This is a genomic window from Corynebacterium kefirresidentii (assembly GCF_016599755.1).
GTDB lineage: Bacteria > Actinomycetota > Actinomycetes > Mycobacteriales > Mycobacteriaceae > Corynebacterium > Corynebacterium kefirresidentii.
The window spans coordinates 1,908,979-1,925,481 of record NZ_CP067012.1; the positions used below are offsets into that span (position 1 = coordinate 1,908,979).

The following is a 16,503-nucleotide window of genomic DNA, read 5'->3' on the forward strand; positions in this document are numbered from 1 at the left end:
TAATCCCTCCTAGTTCTTGATGGCTCACTTGTTGAAAAATCCCTCCGTATCCGCGCTGCGCGTTGGTGTGTGGTTCATCGCTGTTGGTCTGTTCATTACGCCTTTGGTCCTGGTTGTCTCCCTCGCACTGGGAGGAAACCAAATTCCCACCCTTCTGGAACAAGGGCTCGGCATTGCTACATGGAATTCGCTTTTCACCACGGCGCTTTCGGGGCTTGCTGCCGTCATCATTGGAACCGTTATTGCCATCGCAATAGACCGCACAGATATCTATGGCTCTTCGGTACTGCGGCTCTTCCTACTTTCGCCCCTCTTGGTTCCCCCTTTTATCGGAGCGATTGCCTGGACTCAGCTCTTCGGTCCGAATCAAGGTTTAAATAGACTCATTGGGTTCGAACTTTGGAATATCTACGGCGCAGATGGGGTCATTGCGCTGATGACTATCCACTCTTTTCCCACAGCATACGTAATCATTTCATCGGGCCTGCGCTCAATCTCACCAGATTTTGAACTCGCCGCCCGTGTATCAGGAGCTTCCGTAATAACGGTTCTGCGTACGGTCACCCTTCCCCTCCTTCGCCCTGCGTTGTTGTCAGCGTTTACCCTCACGGCAATTGCTAATCTTGCCGATTTCGGGATTCCCGCGATTATCGGCTCGCCAGCTAGGTTCGAAACCCTGGCAACGATGATTTACCGGTTCATCGATTCTGGCACCGTATCCAACCCCCTGCAGGTAGTCTCCACCATCGGAGTTGTTCTCTTGTTCTTGGGAATCGGCGCCGTCACCATGGACTATCTCACCTCATTAAGAAACTCACCTTCTACCCATGACTCCGGTAGCCCGGCGCGCTTTTCGCTGCATTCAGCGCGTTGGCCGGTCACAATCATCATGTGGGTGTGCGGACTAGCCATTTCCATTGGCCCAATCCTCGGTTTGGCCTACCGCGCATTGCTACCAGCCCCTGGGATTCCGTTTACATTAGAAACCATTTCGCTGGCGAACTTCACCAATGCTTTGTCCAACCCGCGCGTCATCGACGGGCTAACCAATTCCGCACTTCTCTCAATAACCGCAGCGTTAATCTGCGGCATTCTTGGCTGGGTCATCGGAATATTAGTTTCCCGGACCCATGCACGGGGAAATACGCTTCTAATGCTTTCTACGCTGTTACCGAGCGCCCTGCCAGGACTCATCATCGGTGTAGCCTGGCTTATCGCCGGACGTTATACGGGGTTGTATAACACGATTTGGATAATACTTATTGCCTACGTCTGCGCATTTACCGCACTCGTTGTTCAATCCGTGCGTGCTCCTTTAATAAGTACCCCGACCACAATAGAAGAAGCAGCGCGCATTTCTGGTGCCACGCCCCTCAAGGCGCTCTTTTCAACCGTCGGTGCAATGAGCATTCCAGCGGCGATTTCCGGCGCAGTTCTAGTGGCGGTGACTGCGATTCGAGAGCTAACTATTTCCGTACTACTTGTCGCTCCCGGGACGACAACGCTGGGCGTCCAAGTGTTCAATCTTCAGCAGGCGGGAAATTATAACCAGGCATCGGCTCTATCCCTACTCTTCGCGATCGTCGGCATCGTTGCCCTCGCGCTGACTATTCAGTCCCCTAAGGTAAGGACTTAAAATGGCGAAAATTGCAACTTCACACCTCTCGGTCACTTTTCCGGACGGCACCACTGGCCTACGCGATATCAACCTCTCCATCGAGCCAGGAGAACTCATCGCACTTGTAGGACCGTCAGGCTCCGGTAAATCCACCCTCCTTCGCACCATCGCTGGTTTTATTTCCCCATCATCGGGCGAGCTCGACATCGATGGCAGACAGATGACTTCAACTCCTCCCGAAGAGCGCGGCATTGGTATGGTTTTCCAACAGCACGCGATTTGGCCACACATGTCTGTTAAAGAGAATGTTGGCTATCCGCTACGCCGAGCGAAAGTATCTAAGGCTAAACGCGAAGAGCACATTTCTAAAACTTTGGCCCTCGTAGGGCTGCCGGGATTCGAAGACCGGTCTCCGAACAGTCTTTCTGGCGGACAGCGCCAGCGCGTGGCTCTTGCCAGAGCGATCGTCGCAAGTCCCAAACTTTTGTTACTGGATGAGGCTCTTTCAGCTCTTGACGAACCATTGCGCGATAATTTGCGTCGCGAACTAGTGGCGCTGACGGAAAAACAACGTCTAACCACGGTGCACGTGACCCACGATCGCGCCGAAGCGCTGGCAATTGCAGATAGAGTCGTGGTCCTAGACGGCGGCGAAATCCAACAAATCGCTACCCCGCAACAGCTGCTGGAAAATCCTGCTAGCCCGGCGGTCGCGGCGTTTATTTCGGACGCGACAATTGTTCAAACCACCACTACAGGAAGCTGCGTCGAGTGTCCCACGCTTGGTGTTTCATGGCCTCTGAGCCAAGTAACCGTGCGAGAGGAAGGTACTAAAGCCGCTATCTTGCCGCACCACGCAAAGATTGTGGACGAAGACTATCTAGGCACCACGGTTCCAGCAATAGTGGACTCCGCAATTTTCGAAGGCGACCACTACTCCGTTACCGCCACTCATGAATCTGGAACCATATTCCGCACCACTGCGGACCACAAACCCGCATTGGGACAATCGGTTTGGATTCACTTTTCGCCGCCCTTGATTTTTTAATTCGTCACGTTCCGCGAACTTTTAACAACTCGGCGGTTTCACTGTGATCTCGTTTTCCATGACAGCTGCCCCGCTTTCTGGAACAAGATCCTATGCTCATATTGACCACAAGTAGCGAGGACCGTTGACCATCGAACGATCCTCACCGCCATTTCCTTCTGCGTTTCTCGCTTCTTGCTTAAGCTCTAAGTCATGAGTGAAAGTACTAAACACTACGCCGTAGACCTCACCCGCCTCGACACCGCCCTATACCGAGCTACCAATTCCGCGGGAGCAAGCATTGAGTTTGGCAGTGGCGAGGGGCTCCTCTCCCCTGTTGAACTCTTGCTTGCGGCCGTTGCGGGGTGCTCCGCAGTAGACGTGGACGTGGTGACCTCCCGGCGCGCTGAGCCGGAGTCTTTTGATGTGCATGTAGAAGGCGACCGCGTAAACGAGGATGGCGCATCGCGCCTGTCGGAGGTTCGCGTGGGGTTCAATCTTTCTTTCCCAGATACGTCCGAGGGTAACCAAGCACGCGAGCTGGTGGACAATCTGATTCGCATCTCCCATGAGAAGGACTGCACGGTGTCGCGCACGGTTGAGAATCCCACACGAGTGTTGTTTAGCAATGACTCGAAATAGCACTACGAAGTAAATGCGCGACATGCGCTTTCGCTGCCTCTGGGGCTTTAGACCTCCTGCTATGGTGCAGTTGTTAACTACTGTGACAAATGTGATTACTGCAGGAGCTCAACATGTCACCATCTTTCTCCCGTCGCGGCCTCTTTAAGGTCGGCGCTCTCGCCCTGACCGCATGCGCCATCGGTGCTGCCGCTCCCCATGCGGCGGCGCTCGGACCGGTGCGCGGCACCATCATCGATTATTCTGCCGGCGTTCCTTCCCCGCAGGCAATTAAGAAGGCCGGCCATATGGGTGCGATTCGGTACGTCTCCGACAAGCGCCCCGATGCAGCGTGGATGGCCGGCAAGCCGGTAACCCTGAAAGAGACCAAGGCCAATGCGGCAGCAGGCCTGCCCACCGCTTCCGTATACCAGTTTGGCCGCGCGGAAACCGCGGATTGGAAGCAGGGCGCAGCAGGTGCTGCATTTCACGCACCGAAGGCGATTGCACTACACAAGAAGGCAGGCGGCCCAACAAACCGCCCCATCTACATTGCTATCGACGATAACCCCACCCGCGAGCAGTACACCCGCCAAATCCGCCCATACCTGCAGGCGTTTTCCAAGACGCTGGAGCTGGCCGGCTACCAGACAGGTGTCTACGGCAATTACAACACCATCGAGTGGGCAATCCAGGATGGCATCGGCAAGTATTTCTGGATGCATGACTGGGGCTCTAATGGCAAGATTCACCCGCGCACCACTATTCACCAGCTGCCGCACGGCAAACAGCAGACCATTGGTGGCGTCATCGTAGACGTTAACGAGGTCTACGCCGATGACTGGGGCCAGTGGACACCGGGCAAGTCCGCAGCACCTGCACCGGCGAAGAAGCCAACCACTAAGAAAACACAGCCAAAGACTCAGCCGCAGGCCACGGCGCCGAGCAATGGCTCGTCCGACCTGGTAAATCAGCTGAGCTCGCAGCTACAGAGCAAACATCCAGAGCTGCCAGAGCTACCGCAGGTAACTGCGGATGGCGTCACTTTCAATGGTAAAACGTTGAGCAACGATCAAATTCGCCAGCTAGCGAAGATCGTCGCAGAAACGGTTGCTAAGGCGCGGTAGTACTACTTTTTAGAGGGCTCGGAGGTTTTCTCTGAGCCTTTCTTTTTATCTGTGGACTTCTTATCGGAGCTGCCTTTATCCTTCTTTTCGGACGTAGTGGATTCGCTGGTAGGTTCCTTCGACGCGGATTTATCCTTCTTCCCTGTGCCGGGTTTTTCGTCCTTATCCTTCTTGCTAGACGACGTCGTGGAGGTCTCCGAGGTAGTGGTTTCAATCGGCGGCACGCCCTCGCCGTCTTTGTACTTGAGGAAACGCTCGGTAGCCTTGCCCAGGCTCTTTCCGGTGACCTCATCTTTTACGTAATCAGTAAGCTCATCGGACGAGCCATTGATTGAGGCTGCGGCTACGAAGTTCTCACCAAAGGAGACGGAAGAGTTGATGGACTTATCATTGGACCAGCCCCACTTGCTGCCCACCACGTTAGAGAGCTTGGCGGTGCCATAGTCCTGGCGGTAGCCATCCTCAGAGATGGGATCGGCATGTGCCATAGCTACGAGCACTGGGTGGGTTTCATCGCGCTCGATGAGCTGCGAAATGAAGCTGGCAACGTCATACGTAGAGGTCTGCGAGTAACCCCATTTCTCGCCGGCTTTGGTGGATTCCAACTTGAATTCATCGGCAATGGTGTCGATGGACTCTGGGTACTTTTCAAAGAGATCCTCGGCGGACTTATCGGAGGAGCTAGCGATCATATCCAGCGCCTCATACTTATCTTCGTACTCGCCCTTTTCCATGACGTAGGTGGCGATATAGAGCTTGATGAGGCTGAGCGCCGGGCGAGCCTCGTGCTCCGAGGCAGAACCCATATGCATGCCATCATGCAGCCGAATATAGGTAACAGAGCGCCCCTCATCGCCTTCTAGAAACTCATTGATTTCTGGTGGGACGTCGCGGTTGGTGTCTGTTAATCCCGAAGGGGCGTCGGCAAGCGCGCCGCTATCGCTTTCGCTGGTGCTGCACGCGGTGGCGGTCAAGGCGAGCATACATACGGCTAAAGCGGCACCAGCCTTGGCTGATGCCGCCTTGCGAGTCAACGACGTTCTAAACACGTCGATACATGTTACCGGTTGAGTGCACTATCTAGGCAATTAATGCTGGACGGGTGCCTCCACCCCTACGCCGGTAAGCGAGCGGACTTCCATTTCTGCAGAAAGCTCCTCCAAGTCGTCTGGCTTGGTCATGATGGAGACCAACCAGCCGACGAAGAAGGACAGCGGAATGGATACCAAGCCCGGCGAGGAAAGCGGGAAGATAGCCCAGTCCGCGCCCGGGAACATGGAGGTCTCAGAACCGGAGACTGCTGGGGAGAAGAAGATGAGCACCAAGCAGGACACCACGCCGGTATACATGGAGGCCACCGCGCCTGCGGTATTGAAGCGACGCCAGTACAGGGAGTACAAGATAGTCGGCAGGTTGGCAGAAGCCGCAACCGCGAAAGCCAAGGAGACCAAAAACGCCACGTTCTGGGTCATGGCCAGAATGCCCAAGATGATAGCCACGATGCCAAGGACCACCACGGTGGCCTGGGAAACGCGAACTTGCTCGGCTTCTGTGGACTTACCATTGCGGATGACCGCATGGTAAATATCGTGCGCGATGGATGCCGAGGCGGTAATGGCCAGGCCAGCAACCACGGCAAGCACGGTGGCGAAGGCCACTGCGGAAATAACCGCCATGAAGATAGAGCCGCCAATCTCCAGCGCAAGCAGTGGTGCCGCGGCATTAGCCCCGCCCGGCGCGGCGAGGATGCGGTCCGGACCGACCAAGGCGGCGGCGCCGTATCCCAGGACCAAGGTCATCAGATAGAAGGCGCCGATGATGACAATCGCCCAGGTAACAGAACGGCGGGCTTCAGTAGCGGTAGGCACGGTGTAGAAGCGCATCAACACGTGCGGCAGGCCGCCCACACCAAGCACCAGCGAAATGCCCAAGGAGATGAAATCCAGCTTGGTGGCGGTGGTGGCGCCGTATTTCAGGCCAGGGGCCATGATGTCTTTAGCTTCATAGCCCTTCTCCTTAATCTGTTCAGAGGCGGCGTGCATATCAATGGCGTTGTTAAACAGCGCGCTAAATCCACCGCGCAGTGCAATGAATACCAAGAAGCACATGATGACTACGCCGGCTACTAGGAGCACAGCCTTGATCATCTGAACGTAGGTGGTGCCTTTCATGCCACCGACCAATACATAGACAATCATGAGCACACCAACGATGCCCACGACGACCGCCTGCCACTTAAAATCGTGGATATCCAGCAGCACGGCCACTAGAGAACCAGCGCCTGCCATCTGTGCGATGAGATAGAAGAGCGTGACAAAGAGGGTGGCGATGGACGCCGCTACGCGCACGGGCTTCTGCTTCAAACGGAAAGACAAGACATCCGCCATGGTGAAGCGGCCCACGTTACGCATGGGCTCAGCGACGAGCATGAGTGCTACCAGCCAGGCAACAAAGAAGCCGACTGAGTACAAAAAGCCGTCGTAGCCATTGAGCGCCACAGCACCAACGATGCCCAGGAACGATGCCGCGGAAAGGTAGTCACCAGAGATGGCTAGGCCGTTTTGTCGGCCGGAGAAGGTGCCGCCGCCGGTATAAAAGTCCGAGGCTTTCTTCGTGGTCTTTCCGGCGCGCAGCACCACCGCCATGGTGATGAAAAGGAAGATGCCGAAAATGGAGATATTCAAGATGGGATTGCCAGCGGAAGATTCGGCGGCGAGGGTGGTGGTAATCATTACATGCCCTCCAGCTCTTCACGGATGGCGGCCGACTTAGGCTCGATATTCTTATTGGCATACTTCACGTAGATCCACGTGATAATGAAGGTGGTGAGGAACTGGGCTAGGCCGAAAACCAGTCCGATATTCCAGCCGCCACCAAGCTCGATTGCCATAAAGCCAGGGGCAAACACGGCAGCTAGAACGTAGACCACGTACCACACAAAGAAGGCCACGGTCATGGGAAAAGTAAAACTCCGGTAGGTACGGCGCAGCTCGCCGAATTCGGCGGAGTCGCGCATCGCGATGAACTCGCTACCGGTGGGTTCGCGGCGCGAGACAGGAGTTGCAGCTACGTCACTCATAGAGCTTCGTCTCCTTGGGTGAGAGGAACTTAGGTCACACGAGATAATGTGTTATTAATCACTATCCATGTTTCCATGTAAGTTACCGAACATTTTCTGCAAGGTTGTGAACTCTGCCAAGAAAACACCTCACCTCTCCACCCTTTCAAGCTGATAGGTTCCGCCGAGCTGGATCAACGTCTTTAGCCAACTACCCCCATCGGTGGAAACAACCCCCTTTTGCGAAGATTGTTAACAGCCGCTTGACAAAAGAAAAGCCCCCGGTGAGGGGGCTTAAACTGCGGGTGAGACTATTCCTCGTCGCCAGGGAACTCGCGCGGGTCATTAAACATGCGACCAAAGCCCTCCTGGCCTTCCAGGGCATCGATGGCGGATACTTCCTCCGCCGTAAGCTCCAACTCGGTGGAAGCGAGGTTTTCCTTTAGCCGCTCGGTGCGCGCGGACTTCGGGATCACGGACATCCCCTTAGACATGAGATAAGCCAGCACAACCTGTCCCTCGGTGGCCTCATGGTCAGCGGCAGCTTGCTCAATCACTGGGTTATTGAGCACTACCCCGCGTGCCAACGGGGCCCATGCCTCGGTGACGATGTCATTATCGTGATGGAAAGCGCGCAAACCGGACTGCGTAAAGCCCGGGTGAATCTCCACCTGGTTAAGCACCGGAGAAATACCGGTGGTGGAAATCAAGTCCTTGAGCACGTCCTCGTAGAAGTTGGCCACGCCGATGGACGCAATCTGACCCATACCCTGCAGGCGGGCGATAGCCTCAAAGGTCTCGTTGTATAGGCCACCCTGCGGCCACGGCCAGTGGATGAGATACAGGTCAAGATAGTCCAGCTGCAGATCCTTCAGCGACTGCTGGAATGCCTCTTCTACCTTGTGCGCACCGTGGTGGGAATGCCAGACCTTGGAAGTAACAAAGAGCTCATCACGGGTGACATCGCCGGCATCCATTGCCTGCTTGAGGGCGGTGCCTACCGCCTCTTCATTCTTGTACAGCGTAGCGGTATCGAAGTGGCGGTAGCCCAAATCGATGGCCTCACGGATAACGCGGATGCATTCCTCGTCATAGAGCTTGTACGTACCTAGGCCCAGCTGGGGCATTTCGCGGTCATCATTAAAAGTTACGGTTGGCACAGTCATGCCCTCCATTGTGCCGCAGTTTTTAAAGCCGCGCCGAAAACGACGAAACCCCAGGGCGAACCTGGGGTTGAGCGCTTTTAGTCGGCGCGGATGAGGTCAATGATGAAGACCAAGGTGCGGCCGGATAGCGGGTGCGCACCGCCGGCAGGACCATAGGCCTTTTCCGGCGGAATGATGAGCTTGCGACGGCCGCCCACCTTCATTCCCGGAATGCCCTCCTGCCAGCCGGCAATGAGACCGGTCAGTGGGAACTCGATGGACTGGCCACGGTCCCACGAGGAATCGAATTCTTGGTTGGTCTCGTATTCAGCGCCGACGTAGTGGACCTCCACTACGGCACCAGGCTGTGCCTCAGCACCGTCGCCGACGACGATGTCTTCTACGACAAGGTCCGTCGGCGCTGGGCCAGACTGGGCTTCAATAACAGGCTTATCCATGGGGATTATTCTCCTTGGGAAATCTAGTTTGTTCGTGCGGTCGCATTAAAAACCGAACCGAGCTGCACCTATTATAGGTGCTACCACCCGATTCGGCTTAATTCGGCGAACCCGCGGGGCGCTTTAGCGCTCGTTACGTGGGGTAACCTTACGCAGGGACTCGCCGGTGTAGATCTGGCGCGGACGGTTGATCTTGGTGTTGATCTCCAGCTGCTCGCGGTACTGAGCAATCCAGCCCGGCAGGCGGCCGATAGCAAAGAGGACGGTGAAGAAGTCCGTCGGGAAGCCCATGGCGCGGTAGATCAGGCCGGTGTAGAAGTCCACGTTCGGGTAGAGCTTGCGGGAGACAAAGTAGTCATCGTTCAGCGCAATCTCTTCCAGCTTCATGGCCAGATCCAGCATCGGGTCGCCACCCAAGTGATCGATGATCTCGTGTGCGGTCTCCTTGACGATGGCAGCGCGTGGGTCGTAGTTCTTGTACACGCGGTGGCCGAAGCCCATGAGGCGAACGCCCTTTTCCTTATTCTTCACGCGGTTCATGAAGTCGGTAGCGTCACCATCGTGGTTGTTCTGGATATCTTCCAACATCTCCAGAACGGCTTGGTTTGCACCACCGTGCAGTGGGCCGGACAGAGCGTTAATGCCGCCAGCAATAGAGACGAACATGTTCGCCTGCGCGGAACCAATCATGCGCACGGTGGAAGTAGAGCAGTTCTGCTCGTGGTCAGCGTGCAGAATGAGCAGCTTATCCAGGGCCTTAGCTACGACCGGGTCAACCTCGTATTCCTCGGTTGGGTAGCCAAACATCATGCGCAAGAAGTTCTCGCGGGCGTTCAGGCTATTATCCGGGTACATATAAGGCTTACCCTGGGAAGCTCGGTAGGCATAGGCGGCCAGCATTGGCACCTTAGCCAGCAGGCGAACGGTTGCCTTATCCAGCTGCTCTGGGTCCAGCGGGTTGAGCTGGTCCTGGTAGTAAGCGGAGAGAATGTTAAGGGAGGAAGCTAGCACCGCCATCGGGTGTGCGTTGCGCGGGAAGATGTTGAACGCGGCCTTGAAATCCTCATCCAGCAGGGTGTGGTGGCGAATTTCCTTATTAAAGTGGCTGAGCTCTTCCTCGTTGGGCAGGTGACCCTTGATCAGGAGGTAAGAAACTTCGTTGAAGGAAGCATTTTCTGCAAGGTCTGCAATGTCGTAGCCACGGTGGCGCAGGATGCCCTCTTCACCATTAATGAAGGTGATCTTGGACTCGGTGGAACCGGTGGAGGTGTAACCAGGGTCGAAGGTAACAAGTCCGGTTTCGTTACGGAGCTTGGAGATGTCAAAGCCGGAGTCACCCTCGGTGGACTGCTTGATGTCCATCTCGTACTCGCCGCCTGGGTACTGGAGCACTACTTTGTTGTCTTCAGAAGCCACGGAAGTTCCTTTCTCTTTGTGAGAGTCATTATTAGGCACTAACTTAAAGAAGCTAGTTGGATAGCTCTTCACAGTTTAGCAAACTTTGTGACGCCGCCTACAAGTTTCGGTCGACTAAAATAACTGCCGTTCGACCGGAACTGTCCTACACTGACACTCATGAGCACTCCAGAACTTACGCTGCCCGCCCATCTCCTGCCTGCCGACGGCCGCTTTGGCTGTGGCCCCTCCAAGGTTCGCCCCGACCAGCTTGCAGCCATAGAACCTGCAGTCATGGGCACCTCCCACCGCAAGCCAGCGGTCAAAAACCTCGTAGGTTCGGTACGGGAAGGATTAAGCGCTCTCTTCTCGTTGCCAGAAGGCTACGAAATTGTCCTCTCTGTGGGCGGCGCCACCGCTTTCTGGGATGCCGCCACTTTCGGACTCATTGAACGCCACTCCGCGCACCTTACCTTTGGCGAGTTTTCCACTAAGTTTGCAAAGTCTGCCGCGGGTGCCCCTTGGCTTGATGCCCCGTCCATCGTGGAGGCTCCCGCGGGCACCGTGCCCGACGTAGGCGATCTCTCCGCGGAGGCGGACGTGGTTGCTTGGGCGCATAATGAAACCTCCACCGGTGCGATGGCAGAGGTCACCCGCCCACACCCGCGCAACGACCAACAATTGGTGGTTGTAGACGCCACCTCTGGGGCAGGCGGCCTGCCGGTAAATATCGCCGACACGGACGTCTACTACTTCTCGCCGCAGAAATGCTTTGCCTCTGACGGCGGCCTGTGGCTAGCCGCCATGTCCCCCGCCGCCCTGGAGCGGATTGAAAGGATCAACGCCTCTGAGCGCTATATCCCTAATTTCCTCAACCTTCAAACCGCAGTGGATAACTCGCGCAAGAACCAGACCTATAACACCCCGGCGATTGCCACCCTGCTCATGCTGGATAACCAAATCCAGTGGATGAATGAGAACGGAGGCTTGGACGGCATGGTAGAGCGCACCACGCAGTCCTCTACTAACCTGTACCGCTGGGCCGAATCCCGCCCAGAGGCCACTCCATTCGTCGCACATCCTGCTTCTCGTTCGCTCGTGGTGGGCACTATCGACTTTGCAGCCTCCGTCGATGCCGCAGCGCTCGCCGCCACCCTGCGCGCCAACGGCATCGTGGACGTGGAACCGTACCGCAAGCTGGGCCGCAACCAACTGCGCATCGGCATGTTCCCCGCCATTGATCCGGAGGATATCGCTAAGCTCACCCAGTGCATTGACTACGTCTTGGATGCAAAGTAACGCATCACTCACTCAACATGCCCCGCCGCCTCGCAGGCCGTGGGGCTTTTCACGTTATAGTTGAATGCATCACAGAATTGTCCGCCGTCGATAGGCAAAAGGAGCGCCCTATTATGCGCGAGCTGTTCCCAGTTGACAGCGAATCGACTGAAACCTCTTTGGTGCTGCGCACCGAAGACGGCGAAGAGTTTTTCCTCTCCATCACCGATGAACTGCGCGAGGTCCTGCAGGGTGAGCAGCAGGAAACCCCGGAAGAAGAGCCGGCGGCTCCCGCCATCAGCCTTGCCAAGCCCGCCAAACCGGAGCCGGTTGAAGAGGCAAAGATTCGCCCGGCGGAGATCCAAAACCGCATCCGCGCCGGTGCCTCCGCGGCGGAAGTGGCGGAAGAAATGGGCGTGCCCGAGTCCCGCATTGAACCCTTCGCCTACCCGGTCATGCTGGAGCGCAACCGCATCGCGGAGATTGCCAAGCAGGCTCACCCGGTACGCGAGGACGGCCCAGCCAAGCTCACCCTGTGGGAGGTTCTTGCTACCGCCTTTGCCGCTCGCGGACACTCACTGTCCGAGTCCACCTGGGACGCCTACCGCCACCAGGGCGAGGCCTGGATCGTGCGCGTGACGTGGAAGGCCGGCCTGTCCGAGAACGAAGCCGAGTGGTACTTCAAGCAGTCCATGTCCTCGCCCGCCACGGTGGAGGCCCGCAACTCGGTGGCCGCAGACCTAACGGACCCGGACTTCGTACAGCCGGTGCGCTCGCTGACCTCGTTGGGCAGTGGCCGCTACGACGAAGCTATCGACGGCGATCAGCCCAGCAACGTCACTGACCTCACTGCGCCAACCACCCCGCCGGAAGAGCCCGAGGAAGAGGAGTTCCTACAGAACCCCTCCCCGGAAGAAAAGCCCGCCAAGCGCCGCCGCAAGGCCGTCACTCCGCATTGGGAGGACGTACTACTCGGCGTTCGCTCCAATACCAAGCGCCCTAGGGACTAATCGTGGACATCTCTCACGCAGTACTCACTCTCTGGTACATCTCTAAGCCCAACGCAGAAGAGGTGCTAAAGACCGAGCCCAAGGCGGATCGCGGCTTTGGGCGAAAATTCCTCGCCCAATTAGACCCGACATTCCCGGTCACCCCGATTGGGCAATTCCCGCTTAACCGCTCCGCGCAGACGGATCCACATGAGTACTATATCGGCGGCTACCCCGGCATCACCGTGGTACAGACGGTGTGCGAAGGAGACTCTGTCCTCCTCTCTCAGCTGCCGGAAACCCTACTCAATGCGGTCCCCGCCCAGCGCGTCATTGCGCTGGCGAGTAATGAAAAGGAAGGCTATGCCGGCTTCGCCCTGTGGGAGGGTGGCCAGCTCAAGCGCTGCCTGTGCGCTACGCGCGAGCACCTTTATGAAGACACCGGCCTGCCAGAGCCTTTCGAGGCGCCCTACTGGGCAGGAGAAAAGTACGAACCGATCGGTGGCATTTCCCTGCCCTTCGAGCCGCAGGGCATCATGGAGGCGGCCCAGGAGTACTGGCTCGGCATCGAGGTAGGACACGATGGCCCGGATCTGGACGTCGTGGGTTACGCGGTTGACGGCCGCCCAGAGCCGAAGATCGACCCGCCGAAGCCGAAGCGGACCGTGGGCGAATTAGCTGCGCAGTCGGCCAATAAGCTGGGTCTGAACGATTATGATGATTACGAGGACCACAGCGCCGAGCCGGAATCCACTGGCGAGGAGATCATCTCCACTGCGAAGCATCTGGGTTCCCTCATCGGCAATTGGGGCGCTCAGACGTTTAGGTCGCTCAAGGAGCGCTGGCGTTCATAAAAGGAAATGGCGGCGGCCGTTGCCACATTGAGGGAATCCGTACCCGGGGCCATCGGTATGCGTGCGCGCACATCGGTGGCCTTCATTGCGTGTTCGGTAAGGCCAGGGCCTTCCGCACCGACGAGCATGGCCACCTTATCCAAGCCATGCATGGCCTCGGCCAAATGCACCGCTTGGGGGTTGGGGGTTAAGGAAATGAGGGTAAAGGAGGCGTCGGCAAGCGCCTGCAAGGAACGCTGCCACGTGGTGAACCCGCCTTCCAAATGGGCAAAGGGCAAGCGCAGCACGTGCCCCATGGATACGCGCACCGAGCGTCGATAGAGCGGATCTGCGGCCCCTGAGCCGAGCAGCACCGCGTCCACCCCCATGCCGGCGGCGTGGCGGAAGATTGCGCCAATATTCTCGTGATCGCCCACGCCCTCCAGCACTGCGATGGTTTTCGCGGTCTTCAAAATCTCTCCCAGATCCGGCTCTGGGGCGCGGTCCGCGGCGGCGACAAGCCCGCGGTGCATATCAAAGCCCGCTACCTCTGCGAGGGTCTCGCGGGAGACCTCGTAGATGGGGCACTCAGGCTCGCCATACTCGGAAACGTATGCTTCCAGCTTCTTAGGAAAGCCCACCAAGCAACGCATGGGGAACCGGGATTCGGCCAGCCGGGAGACCACCAGCGGGCCCTCTGCAATGACGAGACCCTCGCCGGATTTATCGGATTTGTTGAGGTTCCGAATATCGTCCAGGCGAGGGTCCGCAGGGTCAGTAATCAGCATGCCTTTAGGCTAGCCGATGGCATTGGATATCGGATCCATGCCAAAGAAAATCACGAAGAGGCCGGCCAAGAGCCACATGATCCAGTGCACTTCCTTGGCCTTACCGGCAAAGGTGGACATGAGCGCGAAGGAGATAAAGCCTACGCCAATACCGTTGGCAATGGAATAGGTAAAGGGCATGGTCACAATGGTCAGGAAGGCCGGAATGGCGATTTCCATCTTGGTCCAGCGGATCTCGGTCAGCTGCGCGGCCATCATCACGCCGACGATGACTAGCACCGGGGAGGCGGCCTCGATAGGCACGATTTCATAAAGCGGGGTCAAAAACATCGCGGCGAGGAACAGCAGGCCGGTCATCAGGTTGGCCAGACCGGTGCGGGCGCCATCGGCAATGCCGGCGGAGGAATCCGCGAAGACGGTATTGGAAGAAGCACAGCCTAGGCCACCGGCCACTGCGCCAAAGCCTTCTACGACGAGGGCCTTTTTCATATCGGGGAGGTTGCCGTCGGCGTCGACAAGCTTGCCTTGCTTGCCCAGGCCGGTCATGGTGCCCATCGCATCAAAGAAGTTGGTAAGCAACAGGGTGAAAATGAGCAAGACGGTGGAAACCACGCCGATTTTCGTGAATGCGCCTACCAGGTTCACATCGCCCACAATGGACAGGTCCGGAATCCCACCGAGCGCTTCTGGTTTGACGGGCGCGGCCATGCCCCAGTCCTCGGAGCCGGTAAATACCTGCACGATAAAAGCGATGATGGTGGTGAGCACGATGGCGATAAAAAGCCCACCCGGCACGTTCCGGATGACCATGAAGGAACAGATAATAAGGCCGATGACAAAGACCAGCGCCGGCCAAGTGGAAATCGATCCATTAATGCCCAAGCCCACCGGCACGGTGGTATGCGCAGCGTCCGGCACGCGGGTGACAAAACCACCGTCCACAAGGCCGATCATGGCGATGAACATGCCGATGCCTACGCCCATCGCCGCCTTCATGGACTGCGGGATGGCGTCGAAGACGGCGGTGCGGAAACCGGAAATGGCCAGCAGAACGATGATGATGCCCTCGATAACCACCAGGCCCATCGATTCTTGCCAGGTCAGCCCGCTGGTGGCGACCATGCTCACGCCCACGAAGGTGTTCATGCCCAGGCCGGCGGCCATGGCGAAGGGGTATTTGGCAATCGCGCCGAAGAGGATAGACATTACGCCCGCGACCAGCGCGGTGGCGGCGGCAACCTGCGGCACGCCCAGCGCGTAGCCATCTGCGTCCTCGGTGGTGCCGAGGATAAGTGGGTTCAAGAGAATAATATAGGCCATGGCGAAGAACGAGACCGTTCCCGCGCGTAGCTCGGTTCCAATGGAGGAACCACGTTCAGAGATATGGAAATAGCGATCGAGAGTGGCTTTCAACGCCTGCGCCTTTCACGTACAGCGAGTCTTACGCCATAAGTGTGCTGCCTTAATCCTCGAAATCAAAATCCTGGAAGATGGGTTTTTCATCATCGAAGGCAACTTCGGGGTTCTTTTCTTCCCGCACCCGTGTCTGGGAATGCGCGCCACAACCATAACGCGAGTGCACTACCCGGCCATCCGCAGAATACTCATTGGCACAGACGCCGTAGTTTTCCATCAGCTCTACATAAAACCCACAGGTGCGGCATTGCAGGCGCGCCTTGGCCGCCATATCCGTATTCGGGCCACGCTCGGTGCGCCAGCGCTTCTTGGCGTCTTCCATGCCGGACTTGGAAAGCTTGTCGCCGTCCAGGCGGGAATCATCTACGGCCGGTGGCATGAGGTCGCCCGGCCCAAGGTCGCCCGGCCGCACGCGATCCTCATAGGGCACCCATTCCGGCGGCTGCAGAGCTTCCCCGCCTGGCACCAGCGCCACTTCATTGACGGTGACGTAGCGCGATCCCTCCGCACAGGCGAGCACCGCCTGCCATTCCCAGCCGGGGTAGCCAGGCATCTCTGCTTCAAATCGGTGGGTAGCAACGTTTCGGCCCATCCCAGCGACGCCGATATGCTTGCCGACGCCCCCTTCCCCCACCTCATCCAGCGCCTCGCGCGCAATGCGCACGGCGCGGGAATCGATCAACGGATTTGCTTTTCGCTTACTCACGCCCCTCATTATTCATTATGGGGCGTACACGGTGGTACATATGG

Annotated in this window: 16 protein-coding genes; 7 read left to right on the plus strand and 9 right to left on the minus strand. The window is 57.4% G+C overall.

Going from position 1 to position 16,503, the window contains the following annotated elements; genetic code table 11:
- Positions 1 to 19 precede the first annotated feature (19 nt).
- The 4 genes from I6I12_RS09160 (at position 20) to I6I12_RS09175 (ending at position 4,393) form a co-directional block, all read left to right on the plus strand.
- Positions 20 to 1,636 (plus strand): ABC transporter permease, encoded by a 1,617-nt coding sequence (locus tag I6I12_RS09160; protein ID WP_200287964.1) that lies wholly within the window; start codon positions 20 to 22, stop codon positions 1,634 to 1,636.
- Position 1,637: 1 nt separating this feature from the next.
- Positions 1,638 to 2,666 (plus strand): ABC transporter ATP-binding protein, encoded by a 1,029-nt coding sequence (locus I6I12_RS09165; protein ID WP_200287966.1) that lies wholly within the window; start codon positions 1,638 to 1,640, stop codon positions 2,664 to 2,666.
- Positions 2,667 to 2,858: 192 nt separating this feature from the next.
- Positions 2,859 to 3,287 carry an OsmC family protein gene (locus I6I12_RS09170; protein WP_200287968.1) on the plus strand — a complete coding sequence of 143 codons (429 nt, stop codon included), beginning with the start codon at positions 2,859 to 2,861 and terminating at the stop codon, positions 3,285 to 3,287.
- Between the two features lie 113 nt (positions 3,288 to 3,400).
- Positions 3,401 to 4,393 carry a DUF1906 domain-containing protein gene (locus I6I12_RS09175; protein ID WP_200287970.1) on the plus strand — a complete coding sequence of 331 codons (993 nt, stop codon included), beginning with the start codon at positions 3,401 to 3,403 and terminating at the stop codon, positions 4,391 to 4,393.
- Positions 4,394 to 4,395: 2 nt separating this feature from the next.
- On the opposite strand, the gene I6I12_RS09180 is transcribed toward I6I12_RS09175, so the two are convergent.
- The 6 genes from I6I12_RS09180 to I6I12_RS09205 form a co-directional block, all read right to left on the minus strand.
- Positions 4,396 to 5,442, minus strand: a complete 1,047-nt coding sequence (locus I6I12_RS09180; protein WP_200287972.1) for a hypothetical protein — start codon at positions 5,440 to 5,442, stop codon at positions 4,396 to 4,398.
- A 39-nt stretch (positions 5,443 to 5,481) separates the two neighbouring features.
- On the minus strand, positions 5,482 to 7,125 hold the full coding sequence (locus I6I12_RS09185; protein WP_200287974.1) for a solute symporter family protein: 1,644 nt from the start codon (positions 7,123 to 7,125) through the stop codon (positions 5,482 to 5,484).
- The gene (locus tag I6I12_RS09190; RefSeq protein ID WP_023022008.1) at positions 7,125 to 7,472 is read right to left on the minus strand and encodes a DUF485 domain-containing protein; all 348 of its coding nucleotides are present in this window, start codon (positions 7,470 to 7,472) and stop codon (positions 7,125 to 7,127) included. Before I6I12_RS09190 ends, I6I12_RS09185 begins: the two co-directional genes overlap by 1 nt.
- A gap of 290 nt (positions 7,473 to 7,762) precedes the next feature.
- Complete coding sequence (locus I6I12_RS09195; RefSeq protein ID WP_200287976.1) at positions 7,763 to 8,626, minus strand: aldo/keto reductase; 864 nt, start codon at positions 8,624 to 8,626, stop codon at positions 7,763 to 7,765.
- A gap of 68 nt (positions 8,627 to 8,694) precedes the next feature.
- Complete coding sequence (locus I6I12_RS09200) at positions 8,695 to 9,054, minus strand: FKBP-type peptidyl-prolyl cis-trans isomerase (RefSeq protein WP_005323855.1); 360 nt, start codon at positions 9,052 to 9,054, stop codon at positions 8,695 to 8,697.
- A gap of 123 nt (positions 9,055 to 9,177) precedes the next feature.
- Entirely contained in the window at positions 9,178 to 10,470 is a 1,293-nt protein-coding gene (locus I6I12_RS09205; RefSeq protein WP_023022010.1) for a citrate synthase, read from the minus strand.
- 159 nt (positions 10,471 to 10,629) lie between these two features.
- On the opposite strand from I6I12_RS09205, the gene serC reads away from it, so the two are divergent.
- The 3 genes from serC to I6I12_RS09220 all read left to right on the plus strand — a co-directional run bounded on the left by serC (position 10,630) and on the right by I6I12_RS09220 (position 13,570).
- The gene (gene serC / locus I6I12_RS09210; protein ID WP_200287977.1) at positions 10,630 to 11,748 is read left to right on the plus strand and encodes a phosphoserine transaminase; all 1,119 of its coding nucleotides are present in this window, start codon (positions 10,630 to 10,632) and stop codon (positions 11,746 to 11,748) included.
- A 113-nt stretch (positions 11,749 to 11,861) separates the two neighbouring features.
- Positions 11,862 to 12,737, plus strand: a complete 876-nt coding sequence (sepH, locus tag I6I12_RS09215; protein WP_023022012.1) for a septation protein SepH — start codon at positions 11,862 to 11,864, stop codon at positions 12,735 to 12,737.
- Positions 12,738 to 12,739: 2 nt separating this feature from the next.
- The gene (locus I6I12_RS09220; protein WP_023022013.1) at positions 12,740 to 13,570 is read left to right on the plus strand and encodes a DUF6928 family protein; all 831 of its coding nucleotides are present in this window, start codon (positions 12,740 to 12,742) and stop codon (positions 13,568 to 13,570) included.
- Here I6I12_RS09220 and I6I12_RS09225 read toward each other — a convergent pair.
- The 3 genes from I6I12_RS09225 to I6I12_RS09235 are packed head-to-tail and all read right to left on the minus strand — an operon-like array spanning position 13,531 to position 16,468.
- Positions 13,531 to 14,337 carry a TrmH family RNA methyltransferase gene (locus tag I6I12_RS09225; RefSeq protein ID WP_200287979.1) on the minus strand — a complete coding sequence of 269 codons (807 nt, stop codon included), beginning with the start codon at positions 14,335 to 14,337 and terminating at the stop codon, positions 13,531 to 13,533. The genes I6I12_RS09220 and I6I12_RS09225 overlap by 40 nt on opposite strands.
- Positions 14,338 to 14,346: 9 nt before the next feature.
- Positions 14,347 to 15,750 (minus strand): NCS2 family permease, encoded by a 1,404-nt coding sequence (locus I6I12_RS09230; protein ID WP_200287981.1) that lies wholly within the window; start codon positions 15,748 to 15,750, stop codon positions 14,347 to 14,349.
- Between the two features lie 49 nt (positions 15,751 to 15,799).
- Positions 15,800 to 16,468: a DUF3027 domain-containing protein gene (locus tag I6I12_RS09235; protein WP_200287983.1), complete on the minus strand. Its 669-nt coding sequence runs from the start codon at positions 16,466 to 16,468 to the stop codon at positions 15,800 to 15,802.
- Positions 16,469 to 16,503: the final 35 nt, after the last annotated feature.